Origin of the sequence: Roseibium sediminicola, assembly GCF_023156505.1 — a bacterium.
Taxonomy (GTDB): Bacteria; Pseudomonadota; Alphaproteobacteria; order Rhizobiales; family Stappiaceae; genus Roseibium; species Roseibium sediminicola.
Window position 1 is genome coordinate 1 of sequence record NZ_JALNMJ010000032.1, and the last position, 18,171, is coordinate 18,171.

The following is an 18,171-nucleotide window of genomic DNA, read 5'->3' on the forward strand; positions in this document are numbered from 1 at the left end:
AAACCGACCGCCGCAAAACGCGGCGGCGGCACCGCTCGGCCTGAAACCGGTAACCCGACACAATCAGAAAACTGCCCGACGGAAACCCATCAAGCGACAACACTGTGAGAAATGCGGGCTAAACCGCGACGTCCACACGCGCTTCGAACTTACAACACAGTCTGCAGGACACCATGAGCGGAGGCTAAGCCTGAACATGCATCCGGTCAATGCACAATGCGCTTTCAGGCCTCCAGACCCGGCCGGATGGACTCACCTGCCAAGGCCACGATGGTGTTCAGGCGCGGATGTGACACCACAACCCCGCAGCACGGTTCGCGTGCGTTACCTCAACGTCAAAGTCGCCTATCATGAGTGGTGGTGGCCCTGATTGCGCGCCACAACAGGCCACGGGGTTGGGGGCACAGGCATGGACAGCAATTCAGTCACCGCGAATTTCGCCCAGTTCAAGCTGGAAAGTCATGTCAATCGCGCTCTGAAGGCTGCCTGGTCCTTCTCCGGTGGCGCGCCGGTCGAGGCAGCACATGTTCTCAGAGGCATTCTTCTGACCAGCCGGCGCGCAAAGTCCGAAGCCTTCTCCAAGCTTTCTTTCCTGCTGCCGGTGCCGGACATCAAGGCGCCGGAGAGCGGGTCCAGTCCCTCGGCCACGCTAGAGGCCTTGCCGCTCGCCCCTGATCTGGCCCAGGCCTTTTCGGTGGCCGAAGAGTTTTTCAAGGGTGAAAAGTCCATCTGGGGGCGTGACCTGGTCACGCTTGCCTTGACGGCGCCGGACAGTCCTTCGCTTCTTGCCCTTGCAAGCGAGGCTGGTGTTTCCCTCCAGGAGCTGCGCGCGCAATGGATGGATTTTGTTCGCGAAACCGACAAGCACCGCTCGCAGGACGCCTGGGAAGCCTGGTGGCGCACTTCCGGTATCAGCGCGGCTCCCGCAACCGACGGACCCGCAGCCTATCTTGTGCTGTGGAACCCGGAGCAATACCCGTTTTCGGACATGGACGTCAAAATCAAGGAGATTGGCGACACGGGTTCAACGGCGTTTACCTGGCGCACCGGCAACCGGAAGAACATGGCCGTCGGGTCCCGGCTGTTCCTGTTCCGGACCGGGGCGGAGCCGCGGGGGCTGGTCGGTGTCGGCACAACGACCACCCCGGTTGCCGAAGCCCCGCACCGGGATCCGCAGCGCGCCGAAAAGGGGCAGACCTCTCCCTATGTGGAAGCGTCCTGGGAGGCGCTGTCGCGCGATCCCCTACTCGGTCTTGAGGAGGTTATTTCGCGCACCGGAACCGACGGGATCTGGTCCAGCCAGGGTGGCGGGGTCGAGATCCCGGCCGATGTGGCGGCAAGGCTCGAAGCTGCCTGGCGCGACGTGACTGAGCCGGATGCCGATCCGAAACCGGCTTTGCCGCAACAGCGGCTCATAGCCAGCTTCGATGCGGACACGGGCGACCGGGAAGACACGCTTAATATCGGGCGTTACGTCGACGCCTTTGCAAGGGTCATGTCCTCGCGCGCCCTGAAACCGCCGCTCTCCATCGGCCTGTTCGGGGACTGGGGTTCCGGCAAGACGTTTTTCATGGAGAAGCTGTTCGACAAAATTGAAACCACCCGCAAGGACACGTCGGAGGAAAGCCGGCGGCTTTATTACCAGAACATCTGCCAGATCCGTTTCAATGCCTGGCATTACGCTGAGACCAATCTCTGGGCCAGCCTGGTGACGACGATCTTCGACGAGCTGCGCGTGTTTCTGGACGGCCGCGACGACAAGGCGAATGAAAAGGATGAATTCAACAAGCTGTTGAACAAGCTGGAAGTTGCCGAAGAGCTGCGTGCGAAGGCGCAGGAAGACCTGGAGAAGGCCAAAGAAGCGCATGCTGCTGCCGAAGTGGAACTCGCAACGGCCAAGCAGACACTTGCAGGCCTGCCGCCGTCGCCAGAGTTGACGGCTGAGGAATATCAGAAAATCCTGGGCGCCACCTTGTCCAAAATCGGACTTGGAAGCGGTGACGATCTGAAGAAGCTGGTCACTTCGCTTGCCTGCATGACGGGCCGTGACGATCTGAAGGCGTCGGTCGCGGAGCTTTCGGATGAAGGTCATGCGACCGTGGAGCGGGCGCGGGACGTCCTACGGCAAACGCAGAAAATGACATCCCGTGCCGGCTTCTGGTGGCGGATTTTGCTGGCTGCAAGGGTCCAGGACAACAAGTGGGTCCTTGGGGGCGGACTGGCGGTGATTGTTCTGATCCCGATCCTGTTCGGAGTTCTTGATCTGGCGGGCAAATTGCACACCTCCTGGGCGGCGCTTTCGGCCGCCCTCCTTGAAGTTCTGGCAATCAGTGGCGTGGTCCTGGCCTGGGTCAGGTCCCGCTTGAAATTGGCCGCGCCGGTGTTCGACAGGCTGGACGCCTGGCAGACGGATATCGAGGAGAGGATTGCCGAAGCCAAGGCCTTGGATCAGGAAGCCTACGAGAAGGATTGTCAAAAAGCGCGCCTTCAGGAAGAGCAGGCTCGTGAGCAGTTCGAAGCAGCCCAGCAGAAGCTGGCGTTGGCCGCTCAGGCTGAAGATGCGGCGCGGCGGGCCTTAAAGGATTCTACCTCCAAGGCCCGGCTGGACAAGTTCATCCGCGACCGGGCCGCCAGCGAGGACTATGCAGTTCATCTTGGTTTGATCGCCATGATCCACCGGGACTTCCGCAAATTGTCCGAGCTGATGGAGTTGGCCCGGAAAGACCCGGACAGCGAGTTGACCAAGGATATTCCGAGGGTCGACCGGATCATCCTTTATATCGACGATCTCGACCGATGCCATCCGCCGGAGCGGGTCGTGCGGGTTCTGGAGGCGACCCATCTCCTGCTGTTCTTCCCGTTGTTCGTGGTCGTGGTCGGGGTCGATTCGCGCTGGGTGTCCCGGGCGCTCTACAAGCATTACGAAGACATGCTCGCGGACGAGTCGCTGCAGAATGGCGCCGCCAGGATCGACAATCCGGAATCGGACGACGCGCCGGTTGCCGGGAACGCGCTGACGATGAGGGCGTTGCGGCGCCCGCCGGCGGAAAGCCAGGATTTCCTTGAGAAGATCTTTCAGGTGCCGTTCTGGCTTCGGCGCATGGACGAGGCGGCGGTCAAGCGCATGGTCCATGACCTCATCAAAGGCGACGCGGTCGCCGAGACGGACGCAACCAAGGGGCTGACAACAACGCCCAAGGCTGGTTCACGGTCAGGTGGCGGTGCCTCGGGAAGCGCGGACACCGGCCAGAGTCCATCTGCTGGCGCCCGTAGCCAGAGCGTTGAGAAGGAAGAGGTGCAGGAGACCACGCTGACGGCGGAAGATCAAAGCCAGCCGGCCACGTTGACGCTTGCGTCTGCCACTGTCAGCTTGACCATCAGCGCCCCGGAGCGGCAATTCATGGAAGAAGTGGCTCCGCTGATGCCGCGCACCCCCCGGTCGGTCAAGCGCTTCATCAATATCTACCGGCTCTACAAATCAGCCCTGTCCCCGGAAGGTCTCAGAGACTTTCTGGGAACCGCCGACCAGCCGGGCAATTTCCGCGCCGTTCAGATCCTCCTTGCCCTTGTAACCGGGTCGCCGCTCTGCGCCCGCTGTGTCTTCGACCAGCTGCAAACGATTGACGGGACGTCGGCGGAAAAGCTGTCCGATCTGGTCGGTAAACTCAACGACGGACCGGAGAGCTGGCAGACCACCATCGAGGCCCTGCGCGTCTTAGCCAAGGGCGACAATGACCTCGACCTCAGTGCGCTCAGAAATGTGTCCGCGCTGGTGTCGCGCTATTCGGTGCATCATATGGTGGCCGTGGATCCGGGCAGAACCGTTCTGGGCTGATTTTAAGGATTTTCGGGCCGGGCCCGGCGGCCGGGCAGGGGAACGCGAGCTGTCGTTTGGCCCGGCAATACGTTCGTTCGCCGTTTATAAACCAATCGGTGTCGCAAATGCTCTAATCGCTTGCATCGCTTTTGGGATTGATATAAAGATATCTTTATATCGACATTGATGGCGAAGTGAATGACCGAACAGCAGACCCTTACCGTAGACGAGACCCTTGCCGCCCTGAGAGCGGTTGGCGAGACCACGCGTCTCAGGCTGATCGCCCTCCTGGCGGAGAGCGAGCTGACGGTGAAGGACGCCACCGCAATTCTGGGCCAGAGCCAGCCGCGCATTTCCCGCCATCTGAAACTTCTGGCCGAAGCGGATTTGATCAAGCGCTACCCGGAGGGCTCCTGGGTCTATTACCGCTTGGCGGAGGGGCCGGAAGGACAGCTGGCTCGGGATCTGGTCGCCCGCATTTCCACAGACGATGCCGTCCTGGCCGCCGATCAGGAGCGTTTTCAGGCAATCCGTAAGGCCAAGTCCGAAGAGGCGGCAGCCTATTTCGCCGCCCGCGCACTCACCTGGGACCGGGAGCGCTCGCTTCACGTCTCCGAAGAGGACGTCGAGGCCGCGATGCGCGCGGCACTTGGCAACAAGCCGTTCCAGTCCTTCCTTGATCTGGGAACTGGCACGGGCCGCCTGCTGGAAGTCTTTTCCGACCAGTATACCTCAGCGCTTGGCATCGATGCTTCCCATGACATGCTGGCCGTTGCCCGGGCCAACCTTGCCAAGGCCGGGCTTTCCAACGCGCAGGTCCGCCACGGCGACGTCTACGCATTGAATGTGCCGCCACGCTCCTTCGATGTGGTGACCATTCACCAGGTGCTGCACTTCCTGGACGAACCCGCCCGCGCGCTCAACGAGGCGGCCCGGGCGCTGCGTCCCGGCGGCCGCCTGCTGATCATCGATTTCGCGCCGCATGAACTGGAGTTCCTGCGCGACAAACACGCCCACCGCCGCCTCGGTTTTGCCCATGATCAGATGGAGCGCTGGCTGGAGGCGCTGGACCTGGATCTGGAGCAGGTCACCGACCTGGTTCCGGGCGAACACAACGACACCAACCTGACCGTAACGCTCTGGCTTGCCCGGGATCGACGCATCGTCACCGACCTGCCAGCCCAGAATCCCTCACGAGAGGTCGCTTAACATGACTGACAGTTCCAACCGCCGGTCGCACCAGGCCGCTTCCGCGCCGATCACGGCTTCCTTCGAGTTCTTCCCGCCGAAGTCGGACAAGATGGCCGAGACGCTGTGGAACACGGTTCAGCGCCTGGCGCCGCTGTCGCCGTCCTTCGTCTCCGTCACCTACGGGGCGGGCGGTTCGACCCGCGAGCGTACCCACAAGACCGTGGAGAGGATCCTGAAGGAAACCGATCTGGCCCCGGCCGCGCACCTGACTTGTGTCGGTTCGCCACGCTCTGAAGTCGATGCCATCGTCAAGGATTACTGGGACCTCGGCGTGCGTCACCTGGTGGCCCTGCGCGGCGATCCGCTGGAAGGCATCGGCTCACGCTACGTGCCGCATGAAGAAGGCTATGCCTATGCCTCCGATCTGGTTGCCGGCATCAAGAAAATCGCCAATTTCGACATTTCTGTTTCCGGCTACCCGGAAAAACACCCGGAAAGCGGCTCCTGGCAGAAGGAGATCGACAACCTGAAGCGCAAGGTCGACGCGGGTGCCGACCGGATCATCACCCAGTATTTCTTCGACAACGATCTGTTCGACGAGTACCTAGAGCGGATCGCGGCGGCCGGCATAAACATTCCGGTGATCCCGGGCATCCTGCCGATCCACAATTTCGAGCAGACAATGGTGTTCTCGGCCAAATGCGGCACCTCGATCCCGCAATGGCTGGCCCGCCGCTTTGCCGGTCTCAGCAACGATCCGGAAACCCGCAAGCTGGTCGGTGTGTCGGTCGCCTGCGAGCAGGTGATGGATCTTGTCGACAAGGGCATCAACGATTTCCACTTCTACACCATGAACCGGGCCGACCTGACCTACGCCATCTGCCACATGCTCGGCATGGGCCGGCCGGAAACCGAGAAAGACCTGGCCGCCTGAGAGGCTTGAGGCTGCGGCATACAGATCAAGCGTCTTTGAGAAGTTGCTTTTTTTTAGGGAACCCCCACCCCTAACCCCTCCCCACAAGGGGGAGGGGGACAGGCCGAAAACGCCGGGATGCAGTGCCTTATCCGAGTTTGGAAGGGGGCTGCGGTCGCCGCAGGGCACAACGGAATTCCCTTCCCCCTTGTGGGGAAGGGTTAGGGATGGGGGTGATCGGCAAAGCCGAACCGAGCCCCGGACTGACAAGCAGGTCACAGGAACCGGCTGAGTTGAAAGACAAAGCGAGTAACCGTTCGAGATGATCAAGTTAAGCACCGCCGACACCGTTGAGACGACCGCCTTCGCCGTGCTGCGCGAGCGAGGCTTTGATCTTCGGGTGGTCGACATGGGGGCGGACAAGACCCGGCTCATCGTTGCAAGCGACGGGAAACACGAATTCCGCGGCCATTCCGCCTTGGAAATTCTCGGGCTTCTCGCCGTCTATCAGGCCCGCGGCGAGGACTGGCATCCGACCGAAGAGGACATGCATCACCGGACCAAGTTCTGGGATGCTTCCTACAACGACACGGACCGGGACAGCTGAGGCTCCTGCCGTTCCGCCCTTGACATCACACCGGCATCAGCCGGACCAACCGATAAGACATTCCGGAAGGAAACACCCGTGACCAAGTCCGACGCTTTTCAGCGCCTTCGTGACCTCGCCAAGACCCGTATTCTTGTCCTTGACGGTGCCATGGGCACGGAAATCCAGCTGCTCAAGCTGGATGAAGCCGCCTACCGGGGCGAGCGCTTCAAGGACTGGCCAAGCGACGTCAAGGGCAACAACGACCTGCTTTGCCTGACCCAGCCGGACGCGCTGCGCCAGATCCATATCGACTATCTGGAAGCCGGCGCAGACATCATCGAGACGAACACGTTCTCGTCGACGACAATCGCCCAGGCCGATTACGGCATGGAAGAACTGGCCTACGAGTTGAATGTCGAAAGCGCGCGGCTGGCGCGCGAGGCTGCCGACCATGTGACCGCACAGGATCCGTCGCGGCCGCGCTTTGTCGCCGGGGCGCTCGGGCCGACCAACCGGACTGCGTCGATCTCGCCGGATGTCAACAACCCGGGCTACCGGGCTGTTTCCTTTGACGATCTTCGGATCGCCTATGCAGAGGCCGCACGCGGCCTGATTGCCGGTGGCGCGGACATCCTGCTCGTCGAGACGATCTTCGACACGCTCAACGCCAAGGCAGCCCTCTTCGCCATCGACGAGGTTTTCGAGGAAACCGGCAAGATCCTGCCGGTGATGATTTCCGGCACGATCACCGATCTGTCCGGCCGCACGCTGTCGGGCCAGACACCGGAGGCGTTCTGGAACTCGGTGCGCCACACCAATCCGCTGACGATCGGCCTCAACTGCGCCCTTGGCGCCAAGGAAATGCGCGCCCATATCGACGAACTCGGCCGGGTTGCCGACACGCTCGTCTGCGCCTATCCGAACGCGGGCCTGCCCAATGAATTCGGCGAATATGACGAGAGCCCGGGACAGATGGCGGCCCTGGTCGGCGAATTTGCCGAAGCCGGCCTCGTCAATCTGGTCGGCGGCTGCTGCGGCTCGACGCCGGCCCATATCCGGGCGATTGCCGACGCGGTGGCCGACAAAGCTCCGCGCGTGATCCCGGAAATCGACCGGCATATGCGGCTGTCCGGCCTGGAGCCGTTTGTCGTCACCAAGGAAACAAACTTCGTCAATGTCGGCGAGCGCACAAACGTCACCGGCTCGGCGCGCTTCCGCAAGTTGATCAAGGAAGGCGACTATGCCACCGCGCTCGATGTTGCCCGCCAGCAGGTGGAAAACGGCGCCCAGATCATCGACATCAACATGGACGAGGGCCTGCTCGATTCCGAAGAAGCCATGGTCACCTTCCTGAACCTGGTGGCCGCCGAGCCGGACATCGCCAAGGTGCCGGTGATGATCGACAGTTCCAAATGGACCGTCATTGAGGCCGGACTGAAATGCGTGCAGGGCAAGGGCGTGGTCAATTCCATCTCGCTGAAGGAAGGCGAGGAGGAATTCATCAAGCACGCCAAACTCGTGCGCCGCTACGGGGCTGCTGTGGTCGTGATGGCCTTTGACGAACAGGGCCAGGCTGACACGTTCGAGCGCAAAACCGAGATCTGCGCGCGTTCCTACAAGGTGCTGACCGAAAAGGTCGGCTTCCCGCCGGAAGACATCATCTTCGATCCGAACATCTTCGCGGTCGCGACCGGCATCGAGGAACACAACAATTACGGTAACGACTTCATCGAGGCGACCGGCTGGATCCGCGAGAACCTGCCGCATGCCCATGTCTCGGGTGGTGTTTCGAACCTCTCCTTCTCGTTCCGCGGCAACGAGGCCGTGCGCGAGGCGATGCATTCCGTGTTCCTATACCACGCCATCCAGCGCGGCATGGACATGGGCATCGTCAATGCCGGCCAGCTGGCGGTCTACAACGACCTTGACACCGAGCTGCGCGAGCTGTGCGAAGACGTGGTTTTGAACCGGCGCGACGACGCCACCGACCGGATGCTGGAGGCGGCCGAGCGCTGGAAAGGCGAGGGCGGCAAGAAACGCGAAGCCGATCTCACCTGGCGCACCTGGGGTGTTGCCAAGCGTCTGGAACACGCGCTGGTGCACGGCATCGACGACTATGTTGTCGAGGACACGGAAGAAGCCCGCCAGGCCTTCGACCGGCCGCTGCATGTGATCGAAGGCCCTCTGATGGACGGCATGAATGTTGTCGGCGACCTGTTCGGCTCCGGCCAGATGTTCCTGCCGCAGGTGGTGAAATCCGCCCGTGTCATGAAAAAGGCGGTTGCCTATCTGCTGCCCTTCATGGAGCAGGAAAAGAAAGAGCTGGGCCAGACCGGCCAGTCTTCCGCCGGCAAGATCCTGATGGCGACCGTGAAGGGCGATGTCCATGACATCGGCAAGAACATCGTCGGCGTCGTGCTCCAGTGCAACAATTTCGAGGTGATCGACCTCGGTGTGATGGTGCCGTCGGCCAAGATCCTGGAAACGGCCAAGGCCGAAAAGGTCGACATGATCGGTCTCTCCGGCCTGATCACGCCGTCGCTCGATGAAATGTGCCATGTCGCCGCAGAACTGGAGCGCGAAGGCCTCAACGTGCCGCTTCTGATCGGCGGGGCGACCACTTCCAAGATCCATACGGCGGTGAAAATCCATCCGAACTATGCAAAGGGCCAGGCGATCTATGTGACCGATGCCGGACGTGCGGTGGGTGTTGCCTCCAAGCTGATGAGCGAAGGCGGCCGCGCGCCCTATTACGCGGATGTGCGTGCCGAATATGCCGATATTGCCGAAAAGCATGCGGCCAGCCGGGGCGGCCAGCAGCGCACGTCGTTGTCGGCGGCGCGCGAGAACGCCTTTGCCTCGGACTTCGCGGGCAAACCGCCGGTCGCACCTAAGAAGCCGGGTTCAACGGTCTTCGACGACTTCCCGCTGGAAGAATTGGTGCCGGTGATCGATTGGACGCCGTTCTTTGCCACATGGGAGATCAAGGGGCGCTATCCGGCGGTTTTGACAGACAACCGCTACGGCCCGGCGGCCAAGGCGCTTTATGACGACGCGCGGCGCATGCTCGACGAGATCGTTGAAAAGAAACTGCTGACCGCACGTGGTGTCGCTGCCCTGTGGCCTGCCAATGCCGTTGGCGACGATGTCCGGCTCTTCACCGACGAGGGCCGCACGGAAACGCTCGCGACCTTCCATACGCTGCGCCAGCAGATGGCGCGGACCGCCGGCGGACGCGCCAATGTGGCGCTCAGCGACTTCGTCGCGCCGCTCGACAGCGGCATTGCGGATTGGGTTGGCGGCTTTGCCGTGACCGCCGGTCACGGCGAGAACGAACTGGCGGCGCGCTATGCAAGCGAAGGGGACGACTACAACAAGATCCTTTCCCAGGCGCTGGCGGATCGTCTTGCCGAAGCCTTCGCCGAGAAGCTGCACCAGATCGTGCGCACGGATCTCTGGGGTTACGCTGCGGACGAATCCCTCGCCGTCGAGGATATCATCGCCGAGAAATACCAGGGTATCCGCCCGGCGGCCGGCTACCCGGCGCAGCCGGATCACACCGAAAAGGACACGCTGTTCGAGCTGCTCGACGCGGAGCGCCTGACCGGCATCCAGCTGACAGAAAGCCGGGCGATGATGCCGGGGTCGTCTGTCTCAGGCCTCTATTTCGGTCATGCGGACAGCCATTATTTCGGCGTCGGTAAGATCGAAAGGGATCAGGTCGAGGATTATGCGGCCCGCAAGGGCTGGGACCTGGCCTATGCGGAACGTTGGCTGGCACCGATCCTCAACTACGATCCCGCACGCATGGAAGCGGCCGAATAGGCAGTTTTCGCGATCAAATTGTCGGATTGGAGCCGGCCTCCCGTGGGAAAACCACAGGAGGCCGGCTCTTTTTGTGCTTTGATTTCGTGACGCTGGGAAAACAACACATTTTTGTGATAATATGCACATTGTGCGCTCTTGTAATGTGCACGGAGTGCACTACAATACAATCATCAGGTGAACGCGAAAGGTTCTGCGCTCACTGAAAGGAGAACAATAATATGAATGTGCAAATCGCCAGAATTCTTCTGGTCCAGCATCGCCAGGACTACAACCGGGACCGCCTCGCGTGGTTGCCGTCACGGCTTTACCGTACCTGGCGGGAAGCTCTTCCGAGGATTCAGGATACCTTCAAGGCTTCCTGAACCGGGCCAGAACCCCATCAGGCCCCAACAAAATAATAACAAGACCCAAGGCGTTTATTGCCCCAAACGTCTGCCAAAAACTGACAAAACCCGGCTTTGGCCGGGTTTTTTGTTTTCAGGGTCAGGACCTGCTCAACATCAGTTTCACACCCGCAAAAGCAAAGAAACCGCCGAGCAGCATCTGGATGAAACGGCGGGCTCGGCCGTAGATCCGCACCATGACCGGCGTGGAAAAGGCGACCGCGTAGAGCACATGGATCGTGATGGACAGGATCGTGGTGCCGCAGACGATCACAGCCCCCACCCAGAAAGGGGCGTCCTGCTGCAAGCCAAGCGAAATGATCGCGATCCAGGCAAGGGCGGCCTTCGGATTGGTCATCTGGACCACGTAACCCCGGATCAGATATCCGATCGGAGTGTGCTGTCCGCCGTCCAGCACCCTGGTCTCGAGATCGTGGCGTGAGTGCGCGTTTTTAAAGGATTTCCAGGCGAGCCAGAGCAGATAGAGCCCGCCGGCAATCTTGATCACCGTCAGCGCGGCAGCATAGGTCGTCAGGAGGGCGGAGAGACCGACCACTGTCAGCACCGACCAGGTGAACGACCCCGTGGCAACACCGAAAGCCAGCGCGACGCCGGACTTCCGGCCGGCGCTCATTGAAGTGCCCAGAATGGCAAGGATATTCGGACCAGGGCTGGCGATCCCCAGCAGAAAGGCCGAATAGGCGAGCAGGATGCCCGGCAAGTAGATCGATAGCTGGTCCATTAGGAACTCCATTCGTCAGTTGGTGGAGCAGCATAGGTGGAGTGTTGAAGCGGGTGCTTCGGTCCAGGTCGAAGTGTGGGCGGGTTCGGAACAAACGGGCTGATAGGACGGCAAGGCCACCGCGATTTGTGATCCCAACTTGGCTGCGCCAAGCCGGGATGAAAAGCGAGAGGGGGATGGCGCAATTCACACCCGGCCACCCCCATCGGCGTCATCCTGAGGAGCCGCGTTAGCGGCGTCTCGAAGGACGGGCCACTTGCTATGGAACTTGAAGCCGGTCCTTCGAGACGCGCGCAAGCGCGCTCCTCAGGATGACGCTGGGGGTGTGGCTGTTGTGGGGTGAGGGCGGTGATTACACCACCGGAAACAGCGCCTTCAGCTCCGCCTGTCCCTTGGGCGAGATGTGGACGATGCGGCCGGTTTTTTCCCGGCGGAGCCAGCCCTGGTCGACGAAGTGGGTCAGAAAGGCCGCGCCGAGGCTGCCGGCGAGGTGATTGCGGCGTTCGCTCCAGTCGAGGCAGACCCGGCAGAGCGGGCGGCGGCCCGAGGTGAGGGCGTCCAGGTCAATCCCGATTTCGCGCACGAAGCCGGAGCCGGCCTCCGTCAGGCCGAAGCCGCCCTTGTCTTTCGATATGGCAAGGAAGTCGCGCGCCTGCAGGCTGTCGAAGATCCGGACCGCCATGTCCCCGGCGAGATGATCGTAACAGACCCGGGCGGCGCGCATGGCCGGGTCCTTCGGCCCGGTGCGGGTGCGCAGGTGACCCCGGCGGGCGGCGAGGCCCATCACCGCTTCCAGCACAGCGCCGACTTCCGGCCCGGCCAGGGTGAAATAGCGGTGACGGCCCTGTTTGGCCTGGGTCAGCAGGCCACCCTCCATGAGTTTCTTCAAGTGCGAACTGGCGGTCGGCCCCGTGATGCCGGCCTCCGCGGCCAGTTCTGTTGCCGTCAGCGCCTTGCCGCTGAGGAGCGCTCCCAGGATGTTGGCGCGGGCGGGGTCGCCCATCAACGCGCCGATCCGGGCAATGTCCGGTCCTTCTTTCATGGTTCGATCTCCATCGAAGCATTGTTGCCGCGGAGCATGGCATAGAGCGGCCGACAACGCCAGAGACAAAGGACACCGGCATGATCACCTGTTTCATCCGCTACCACATCGACCCGACCAAACGCGCGGCCTTCGAGGACTATGCCCGCAACTGGGGCCAGGCAATCCCGCGCTGCGGCGCGGACCTGATCGGCTATTTCGCCCCGCATGAAGGCTCAACGACGCTCGCCTATGGCGTCTATTCGGTCGAAAATCTCGCCGCCTACGAGGCCTACCGGGCCCGGCTAGCGGCCGATCCGCTTGGACGGGAGAACTATGAATTCGCCATGCGGGAAAAATTCATCTTGCGGGAGGACCGGACCTTCCTGAAACTGGCCTCTGCGCCGCATGGAGAGGGAGAGACGTTCAAATGATCGCCGTGATTTTCGAAGTCATTCCCCATGCCGACAAGAAGCAGGCCTATCTCGACATGGCTGCCGAAATGCGCCCGCTTGTCGATGAGATCGACGGATTTCTGTCGGTCGAACGGTTCCAGAGCCTGACCAATCCGGAAAAGCTCCTGTCCGTTTCGTTTTTCCGGGACGAGGCCGCGCTGGACGAATGGCGCCGGCTGACCCAGCACCGCAAGGCGCAAAGGGCCGGACGGTCGAGCTATTTCAAGGACTACAGGCTGCGGGTTGCCCATGTGCTGCGCGATTACGGCATGGACGAGCGGGACGAAGCACCTGCCGACAGCCGCGACCTGCACGGATAGGCTTGCCATGCACAACCGGTCTTTCGAACTCGCCTTGCTGGGCGTGCTGGCACTGCTGTGGGGCTCCTCCTACATGTGGATCAGCCTCGCATTGCCGTCCTTTCCGCCCGCGACGCTGATTGCCATCCGCGTCGGCCTGGCCTCGCTGGTGCTGCTCGTCATTCTGGCGGTGCGCGGCCTGACGTTGCCGCGCGATCTTTACAGCTGGCGGCTGTTCTTCGTTCAGTCGCTGGTCAACAGCACCGGCCCCTGGCTGATGCTGGCCTGGGGGCAACAAACCGCCGGAACGGCGGTGTCCAGCGTGCTGAACTCAACATCGCCGCTCTGGGTGTTCGCCTTTTCCTTCTTGCTTCTCAACAGTGGCCTGCGCCCCGGCGGGCGGCAGCTGGCGGGCGCCTTGCTCGGCTTTGGTGGCATTGTCCTGATTGTCGGTGTCGGCGCGCTGGAGGATATCGGCCGCAACCTCGTTCCGCAGCTGGTGGTGCTGTTCGGGGCCGCGCTTTATGGGATCGCCGCCCTGCGTGGACGGCTTTTTGCATCCTATCCGCCCTTGGTGACGGCCACCGGCACCCTGATCTGTGCCTCGCTGGTTCTGGTGCCGTTGAGCCTCGTTACGGACCGGCCCTGGACCCTTGCCCCGGACCGGATTGGCGTCCTGTCGGCGCTGATGCTGAGCATCGCCTGTACGGCATTTGCCTTCCTGATTTATTTCCGGCTGCTGAACACGCTCGGGGCCATGGGAACGGCGAGCCAGGCCTACCTGCGCTCCGGCGTCGGCGTTTTTCTCGGCGTCGTGTTCCTGTCCGAAAGTCTCGATCTTGAGACCTTTGCCGGAATCTGCCTTGCCATTTTCGGGGTGGTTCTGATCAACTGGCCAGTGAAGCGAAAATTGCAGGTCACCCCATCCATGGGCAAGGAGGTGTCATGAGCGTATTGGTTGTTTACGAAGCGGGCTCGCGGCCGACGAAGCGCGCCAATCCCGATTATTTCACCGGCACGGTCTGGCAGGACCCGGTGATCGAGGCTCCGGCGCCGGCGCGCGTCCGGGTGCTGCGGGTCACCTTCGAGCCGAAGGCGCGCACGCACTGGCACACCCATCCGCTCGGCCAGACCCTGCAGGTGCTGGAAGGCGCCGGCTTTGTGCATCTGTGGGGACAGGACAAACTGTCGATCCTGCCGGGCGATGTCATCTGGATCCCGCCTGGCGTCAAGCACTGGCACGGTGCCGGGCCGAACACGTCGCTCGTCCATCTTGCCATCCAGGAAGAACTGGACGGCTCCGTCGCCGAGTGGCTCGAAGCGGTGGACGACAGCACCTACGCGGGGAATATCGAGGCGCGGCGGTAAAGACGGTCCAAGGTCCAATCAAAGCGGCAGGCGCACTTCCGCCTCCAGGCCGCCGTCCGGCCTGTTGCCGAGGGCGATCCGGCCGCCGTGGGCGTGGATGATGGAGCGGGTGATGGCAAGGCCGAGGCCGATGCCGCCGGTTTCCTCGCTGCGGGATTCTTCAAGCCTGACAAAGGGCTCGAACACGTCCTTCAGTCTGTCTTCCGGAATGCCCGGGCCCTTGTCGCGGATCCTGACCACGGCCTCTCCCGCATCCACAGCAGCCCTGACCGACACGGCTTCCCCGTAGCGGATGCCGTTTTCAATCAGGTTCCGGAAAGCCCGTTTCAGGGCCACCGGACGGCAGGGCAGCACGATCCTCTCATCGCTTTCCACGGTGCACTCGTGGCCGAGATCCTGCTGGTCGCCGGCAAGCGCTTCCAGAAGCGCACCGAGATCGGCATTTTCGGCGGTTTCCGCCTGGGCCTCGTCCCTGGCGAAGCGCAAGGTGGCTTCGGTCATGGCCGCCATCTCCTCCAGGGTCTCGATCATCTTGTCGCGATTTTCGTCGTCCTCGATGAATTCCGCACGGAGCCGCAGCGAGGTGATCGGGGTCCGGAGATCATGGCTGATCGCTGCCAGCATGCGCGTGCGGTCCTTGACGAAACGCGTCAACCGGTCCTGCATGTCGTTGAAGGCGGAGGTCAGCGCGCGGACTTCACGCGGGCCGGACGGTGTCAGCGGTTGCTGTTCCTCGCCACGGCCGAATTTTTCGGCCGACACGGACAGGTCTTTCAAGGGCCGGGTGACCCGGCGCACGGCAATGCCGATGATCAGCGTGGTCAGCAGCGCGGTCAGGACCAGTTGCACCAGCAGCGGCAGGAAGGCGCCGGCCGGCGGCCGGTAGCTTGTGGCGACATTGAGCCAGCGGCCGTCGGTCATGCTGATCGAAATCGACAGGTCTTCCGGCTTGTTCATGATCTTGTGCAGATTGTGCGGCCGTTCGCGTTTGGGCACGTCGCGCCAGCTGCGTTCGTCCGCATCGTCGGCCTCGCGCCTGCGGGGACCGCGCTTTTCGTCAGCGTGAATGTTGATGTGTACGGCCTGGTCCGGTCCCAGCTCCCTGGCCATGTAACCTTGCAGTCGCTGCTCGAGGCGGGAAACCCCGGGGGCAGGTGCCAGGGGTGTGTCGCCCAGCCAGAACACTGCGAAACGGGTGCTGCTGGCTTCCAGGATGCGGTTCTGAAGATCCGGGGGCGTGATCTCGATCAGCTCGGCCAGGGAAACGGAGCGCGACAGCAGATTGTCGCGGGCGGCGGCCACCAGCGCGATGCGGCGTTCGTCCTGGAAGATCCAGATGCTGAGCGCCTGGGCCACCAGGATGGCGGCCAGAAGCAGGATGACCAGCTGCGAGGCCAGCGTGCTCGGCCAGAGGGCGGCAAGTAGCTTGCGGGGGAAGGCCGTCTTGGTCATTCCGCCTCGTCTTTCACGTCCGCGGTGAACATGTAGCCGCCGCCCCAGACCGTCTTGATCAGTTTGGGGTCCTTCGGGTCGGCCTCGATCTTGCGGCGCAGCCGCGAGACCTGATTGTCGATCGAGCGGTCGAAGACGGCCGGTGTCCGGCCGCTGGTCAGATCGAGCAACTGATCTCGGTTGAGCACCATTTTCGGCCGCTTCAGGAAGGCGCAGAGCAGCTGGAATTCACCGCTCGACAGCGCTACGGACGTGCCGTCGGGATCGAGCAGCTCGCGGCGGGCCGCGTTCAGCGACCAGCCGTCGAAGCGCAGCTGGTCCTGTTCGATCGGGTCGCGGTCCTTGGGTACCAGCGATGTGCGCCGGAGCACTGCCCGTATCCGGGCCAGCAATTCGCGTGGGTTGAACGGCTTGGTGACATAGTCGTCGGCGCCGATCTCCAGGCCGATGACCCGGTCGGTGTCATCCGCCATTGCCGTCAAAAGGATCACGGGCATCGATCCGGTTTCCACCAGATGGCGGCACAGGGAGAGGCCGTCCTCGCCGGGCATCATGATGTCGAGCACGACAAGATCGACGGACGCTGCCTTCAGCGCCTTGCGGGCATGGGCGGCATTTTCCGCCGTGGTCGCGCGCAGACCGTTCTTGATCAGATAGCGGGCCAGGGTCTCGCGGATGTCGCGGTGGTCGTCGACAACAAGAATATGCGGGCTCGGATCGCTCACTTCAATTTCCTTCTTGCGGGGCCTGTCTCGGGATCTGAGTCAGGTTTGCCGCGGATCTCTCTGTTTCCACGAATAAAATAGTCGCCCGCGCCGTCTCGTGCGAGCCGAACTTGTATCAAAGTGTATCGTGGCGGGCCGGCGGGACAGATGGTGACATTTCAGGCCCCAGGCGCGGGTATTCCTGCGACAATTGCCTCCTACCTTGTGTTCATCGACGAACCAAGGAGTTGTTGGAATGAAACCGTTCAAGAAGATTGCAATTGCCGCCCTGGCTGCGAGCGTCGCGGGCACCGCGCTGACCGCAGGCCTGACCGCATCCGCCCAGGACACGGCTGCAAGCGGGGACGGGGGCACACAGATGGAACAGGCCGACGGCCAGCGCTTTGCCCATATGGGCGAAGGAGGACACGGCTGGGGCCGTGGACACGGCGGAAAATGGGGTGGTCACCGGGGCGGTGAACACCGGGCCGAGCGCCTGTTCGAACGTTTCGACGTCAATGAAGACGGCGTCATCACCGCGGCCGAGATAGAAGAGGTCCGGACGCAGAATTTTGCAAGCGCGGATGCCGACGGCAATGGCGAGGTCAGCCTGGAGGATTTCAAGGCGGCCTTCCTGGAACGCTCGAACGACCGCATGGTCCGCGCCTTCCAGTTCCTCGACCGGGACGGTGACGGCACCGTGACCCAGGAAGAGATCGATCAGGTCGCCAACCGCATGTTCAACCGGCTCGACCGGGACGGCAACGGCACCGTGGAACGCATTCGCGGCCCGCAGGCCGATGAGGACGACGATGAACGCGGTCCGCGCGGCCAGCATGCCGAGCGCGGCGAACGGGGCGGCCATCACGGTCCCCGTGGCCCGCATATGGGACGCGGCGGTCCGGGGCAGATGTTCCTTGGTCTCTTCGATGACGACGGCGACGGCAAGGTGACCCGCGAGGATTTCGACGCCAAGCGCGCCGAATTGTTCGCGCTGGCCGATACCAACGGCAGCGGCTCGTTCACGCTGGAAGAGTTCGGCCCGCTGTGGCTGGCGGTCAATGAAAACCGCATTGTCGACATGTTTCAGCGTGCCGACGCCGACGGCAGCCTCGGCATCACCGCCGAGGAACATGACAAGCGCCTGGACAAGCTGATGGAGCGGGCCGACCGCAACAAGGACGGCGTGATCACCAAGGCCGACTTCCAGCACGGTAAAAAAGGCAAGGGCAAAGGCAAGGGCTGGCGCCACCACGACCGCGGCTGAACCCGGTCCTGACCTTTCCGGACCTGCCCACCGTCCGGAAATGTCTCCCCCGCATCAATCCCCCTGCTGTGGGGAGACACTCCGGGAGCCGCCCTGCGGCTCCCATTTTCGTTTCCTCTCACTTGTCTTTCGCAATGAGCAA

The 18,171-nt window shown here is 62.5% G+C and carries 14 protein-coding genes; 10 read left to right on the forward strand and 4 right to left on the reverse strand.

What is annotated here, in order from left to right:
* The first annotated feature begins 409 nt into the window (after nt 1-409).
* The 5 genes from M0H32_RS26905 to metH all read left to right on the forward strand — a co-directional run bounded on the left by M0H32_RS26905 (nt 410) and on the right by metH (nt 10,335).
* The gene (locus M0H32_RS26905) at nt 410-3,835 is read left to right on the forward strand and encodes a P-loop NTPase fold protein (protein WP_248159623.1); all 3,426 of its coding nucleotides are present in this window, start codon (nt 410-412) and stop codon (nt 3,833-3,835) included.
* 180 nt (nt 3,836-4,015) lie between these two features.
* Entirely contained in the window at nt 4,016-5,026 is a 1,011-nt protein-coding gene (locus M0H32_RS26910) for an ArsR/SmtB family transcription factor (RefSeq protein WP_248159625.1), read from the forward strand.
* A 1-nt stretch (nt 5,027) separates the two neighbouring features.
* The gene (metF, locus tag M0H32_RS26915) at nt 5,028-5,942 is read left to right on the forward strand and encodes a methylenetetrahydrofolate reductase [NAD(P)H] (RefSeq protein ID WP_248159627.1); all 915 of its coding nucleotides are present in this window, start codon (nt 5,028-5,030) and stop codon (nt 5,940-5,942) included.
* Between the two features lie 301 nt (nt 5,943-6,243).
* Complete coding sequence (locus tag M0H32_RS26920) at nt 6,244-6,528, forward strand: hypothetical protein (protein ID WP_248159628.1); 285 nt, start codon at nt 6,244-6,246, stop codon at nt 6,526-6,528.
* A 78-nt stretch (nt 6,529-6,606) separates the two neighbouring features.
* Nucleotides 6,607-10,335 carry a methionine synthase gene (gene metH, locus M0H32_RS26925; protein WP_248159629.1) on the forward strand — a complete coding sequence of 1,243 codons (3,729 nt, stop codon included), beginning with the start codon at nt 6,607-6,609 and terminating at the stop codon, nt 10,333-10,335.
* Between the two features lie 486 nt (nt 10,336-10,821).
* Here metH and M0H32_RS26930 read toward each other — a convergent pair whose 3' ends face one another.
* Both M0H32_RS26930 and M0H32_RS26935 read right to left on the reverse strand, forming a co-directional pair.
* Entirely contained in the window at nt 10,822-11,463 is a 642-nt protein-coding gene (locus M0H32_RS26930; protein WP_248159630.1) for a LysE family translocator, read from the reverse strand.
* Nucleotides 11,464-11,815: 352 nt separating this feature from the next.
* Nucleotides 11,816-12,505 (reverse strand): ArsR/SmtB family transcription factor, encoded by a 690-nt coding sequence (locus M0H32_RS26935; RefSeq protein WP_248159631.1) that lies wholly within the window; start codon nt 12,503-12,505, stop codon nt 11,816-11,818.
* Nucleotides 12,506-12,585: 80 nt separating this feature from the next.
* Between M0H32_RS26935 and M0H32_RS26940 the strand changes: the two genes are divergently transcribed.
* From M0H32_RS26940 to M0H32_RS26955, 4 genes are read left to right on the forward strand one after another with little or no spacing between them, the layout of a single operon-like run.
* Nucleotides 12,586-12,918, forward strand: coding sequence for an NIPSNAP family protein (locus M0H32_RS26940; protein WP_248159632.1), 333 nt, complete (start codon nt 12,586-12,588; stop codon nt 12,916-12,918).
* On the forward strand, nt 12,915-13,259 hold the full coding sequence (locus M0H32_RS26945) for an antibiotic biosynthesis monooxygenase family protein (protein ID WP_248159633.1): 345 nt from the start codon (nt 12,915-12,917) through the stop codon (nt 13,257-13,259). The genes M0H32_RS26940 and M0H32_RS26945 overlap by 4 nt, the downstream gene beginning before the upstream one ends.
* A gap of 7 nt (nt 13,260-13,266) precedes the next feature.
* Complete coding sequence (locus M0H32_RS26950) at nt 13,267-14,187, forward strand: DMT family transporter (RefSeq protein ID WP_248159635.1); 921 nt, start codon at nt 13,267-13,269, stop codon at nt 14,185-14,187.
* Entirely contained in the window at nt 14,184-14,606 is a 423-nt protein-coding gene (locus tag M0H32_RS26955; RefSeq protein ID WP_248159637.1) for a (R)-mandelonitrile lyase, read from the forward strand. The genes M0H32_RS26950 and M0H32_RS26955 overlap by 4 nt, the downstream gene beginning before the upstream one ends.
* Nucleotides 14,607-14,624: 18 nt before the next feature.
* Here M0H32_RS26955 and M0H32_RS26960 read toward each other — a convergent pair whose 3' ends face one another.
* Nucleotides 14,625-16,058, reverse strand: a complete 1,434-nt coding sequence (locus M0H32_RS26960; protein WP_248159639.1) for an ATP-binding protein — start codon at nt 16,056-16,058, stop codon at nt 14,625-14,627.
* A complete protein-coding gene (locus M0H32_RS26965) occupies nt 16,055-16,783 on the reverse strand; it encodes a response regulator (RefSeq protein WP_248159640.1) in 729 nt (242 codons plus the stop codon). Before M0H32_RS26965 ends, M0H32_RS26960 begins: the two co-directional genes overlap by 4 nt.
* Nucleotides 16,784-17,018: 235 nt before the next feature.
* Between M0H32_RS26965 and M0H32_RS26970 the strand changes: the two genes are divergently transcribed.
* Nucleotides 17,019-18,029, forward strand: a complete 1,011-nt coding sequence (locus tag M0H32_RS26970; RefSeq protein ID WP_248159643.1) for an EF-hand domain-containing protein — start codon at nt 17,019-17,021, stop codon at nt 18,027-18,029.
* The last annotated feature ends 142 nt before the right edge of the window (nt 18,030-18,171 follow it).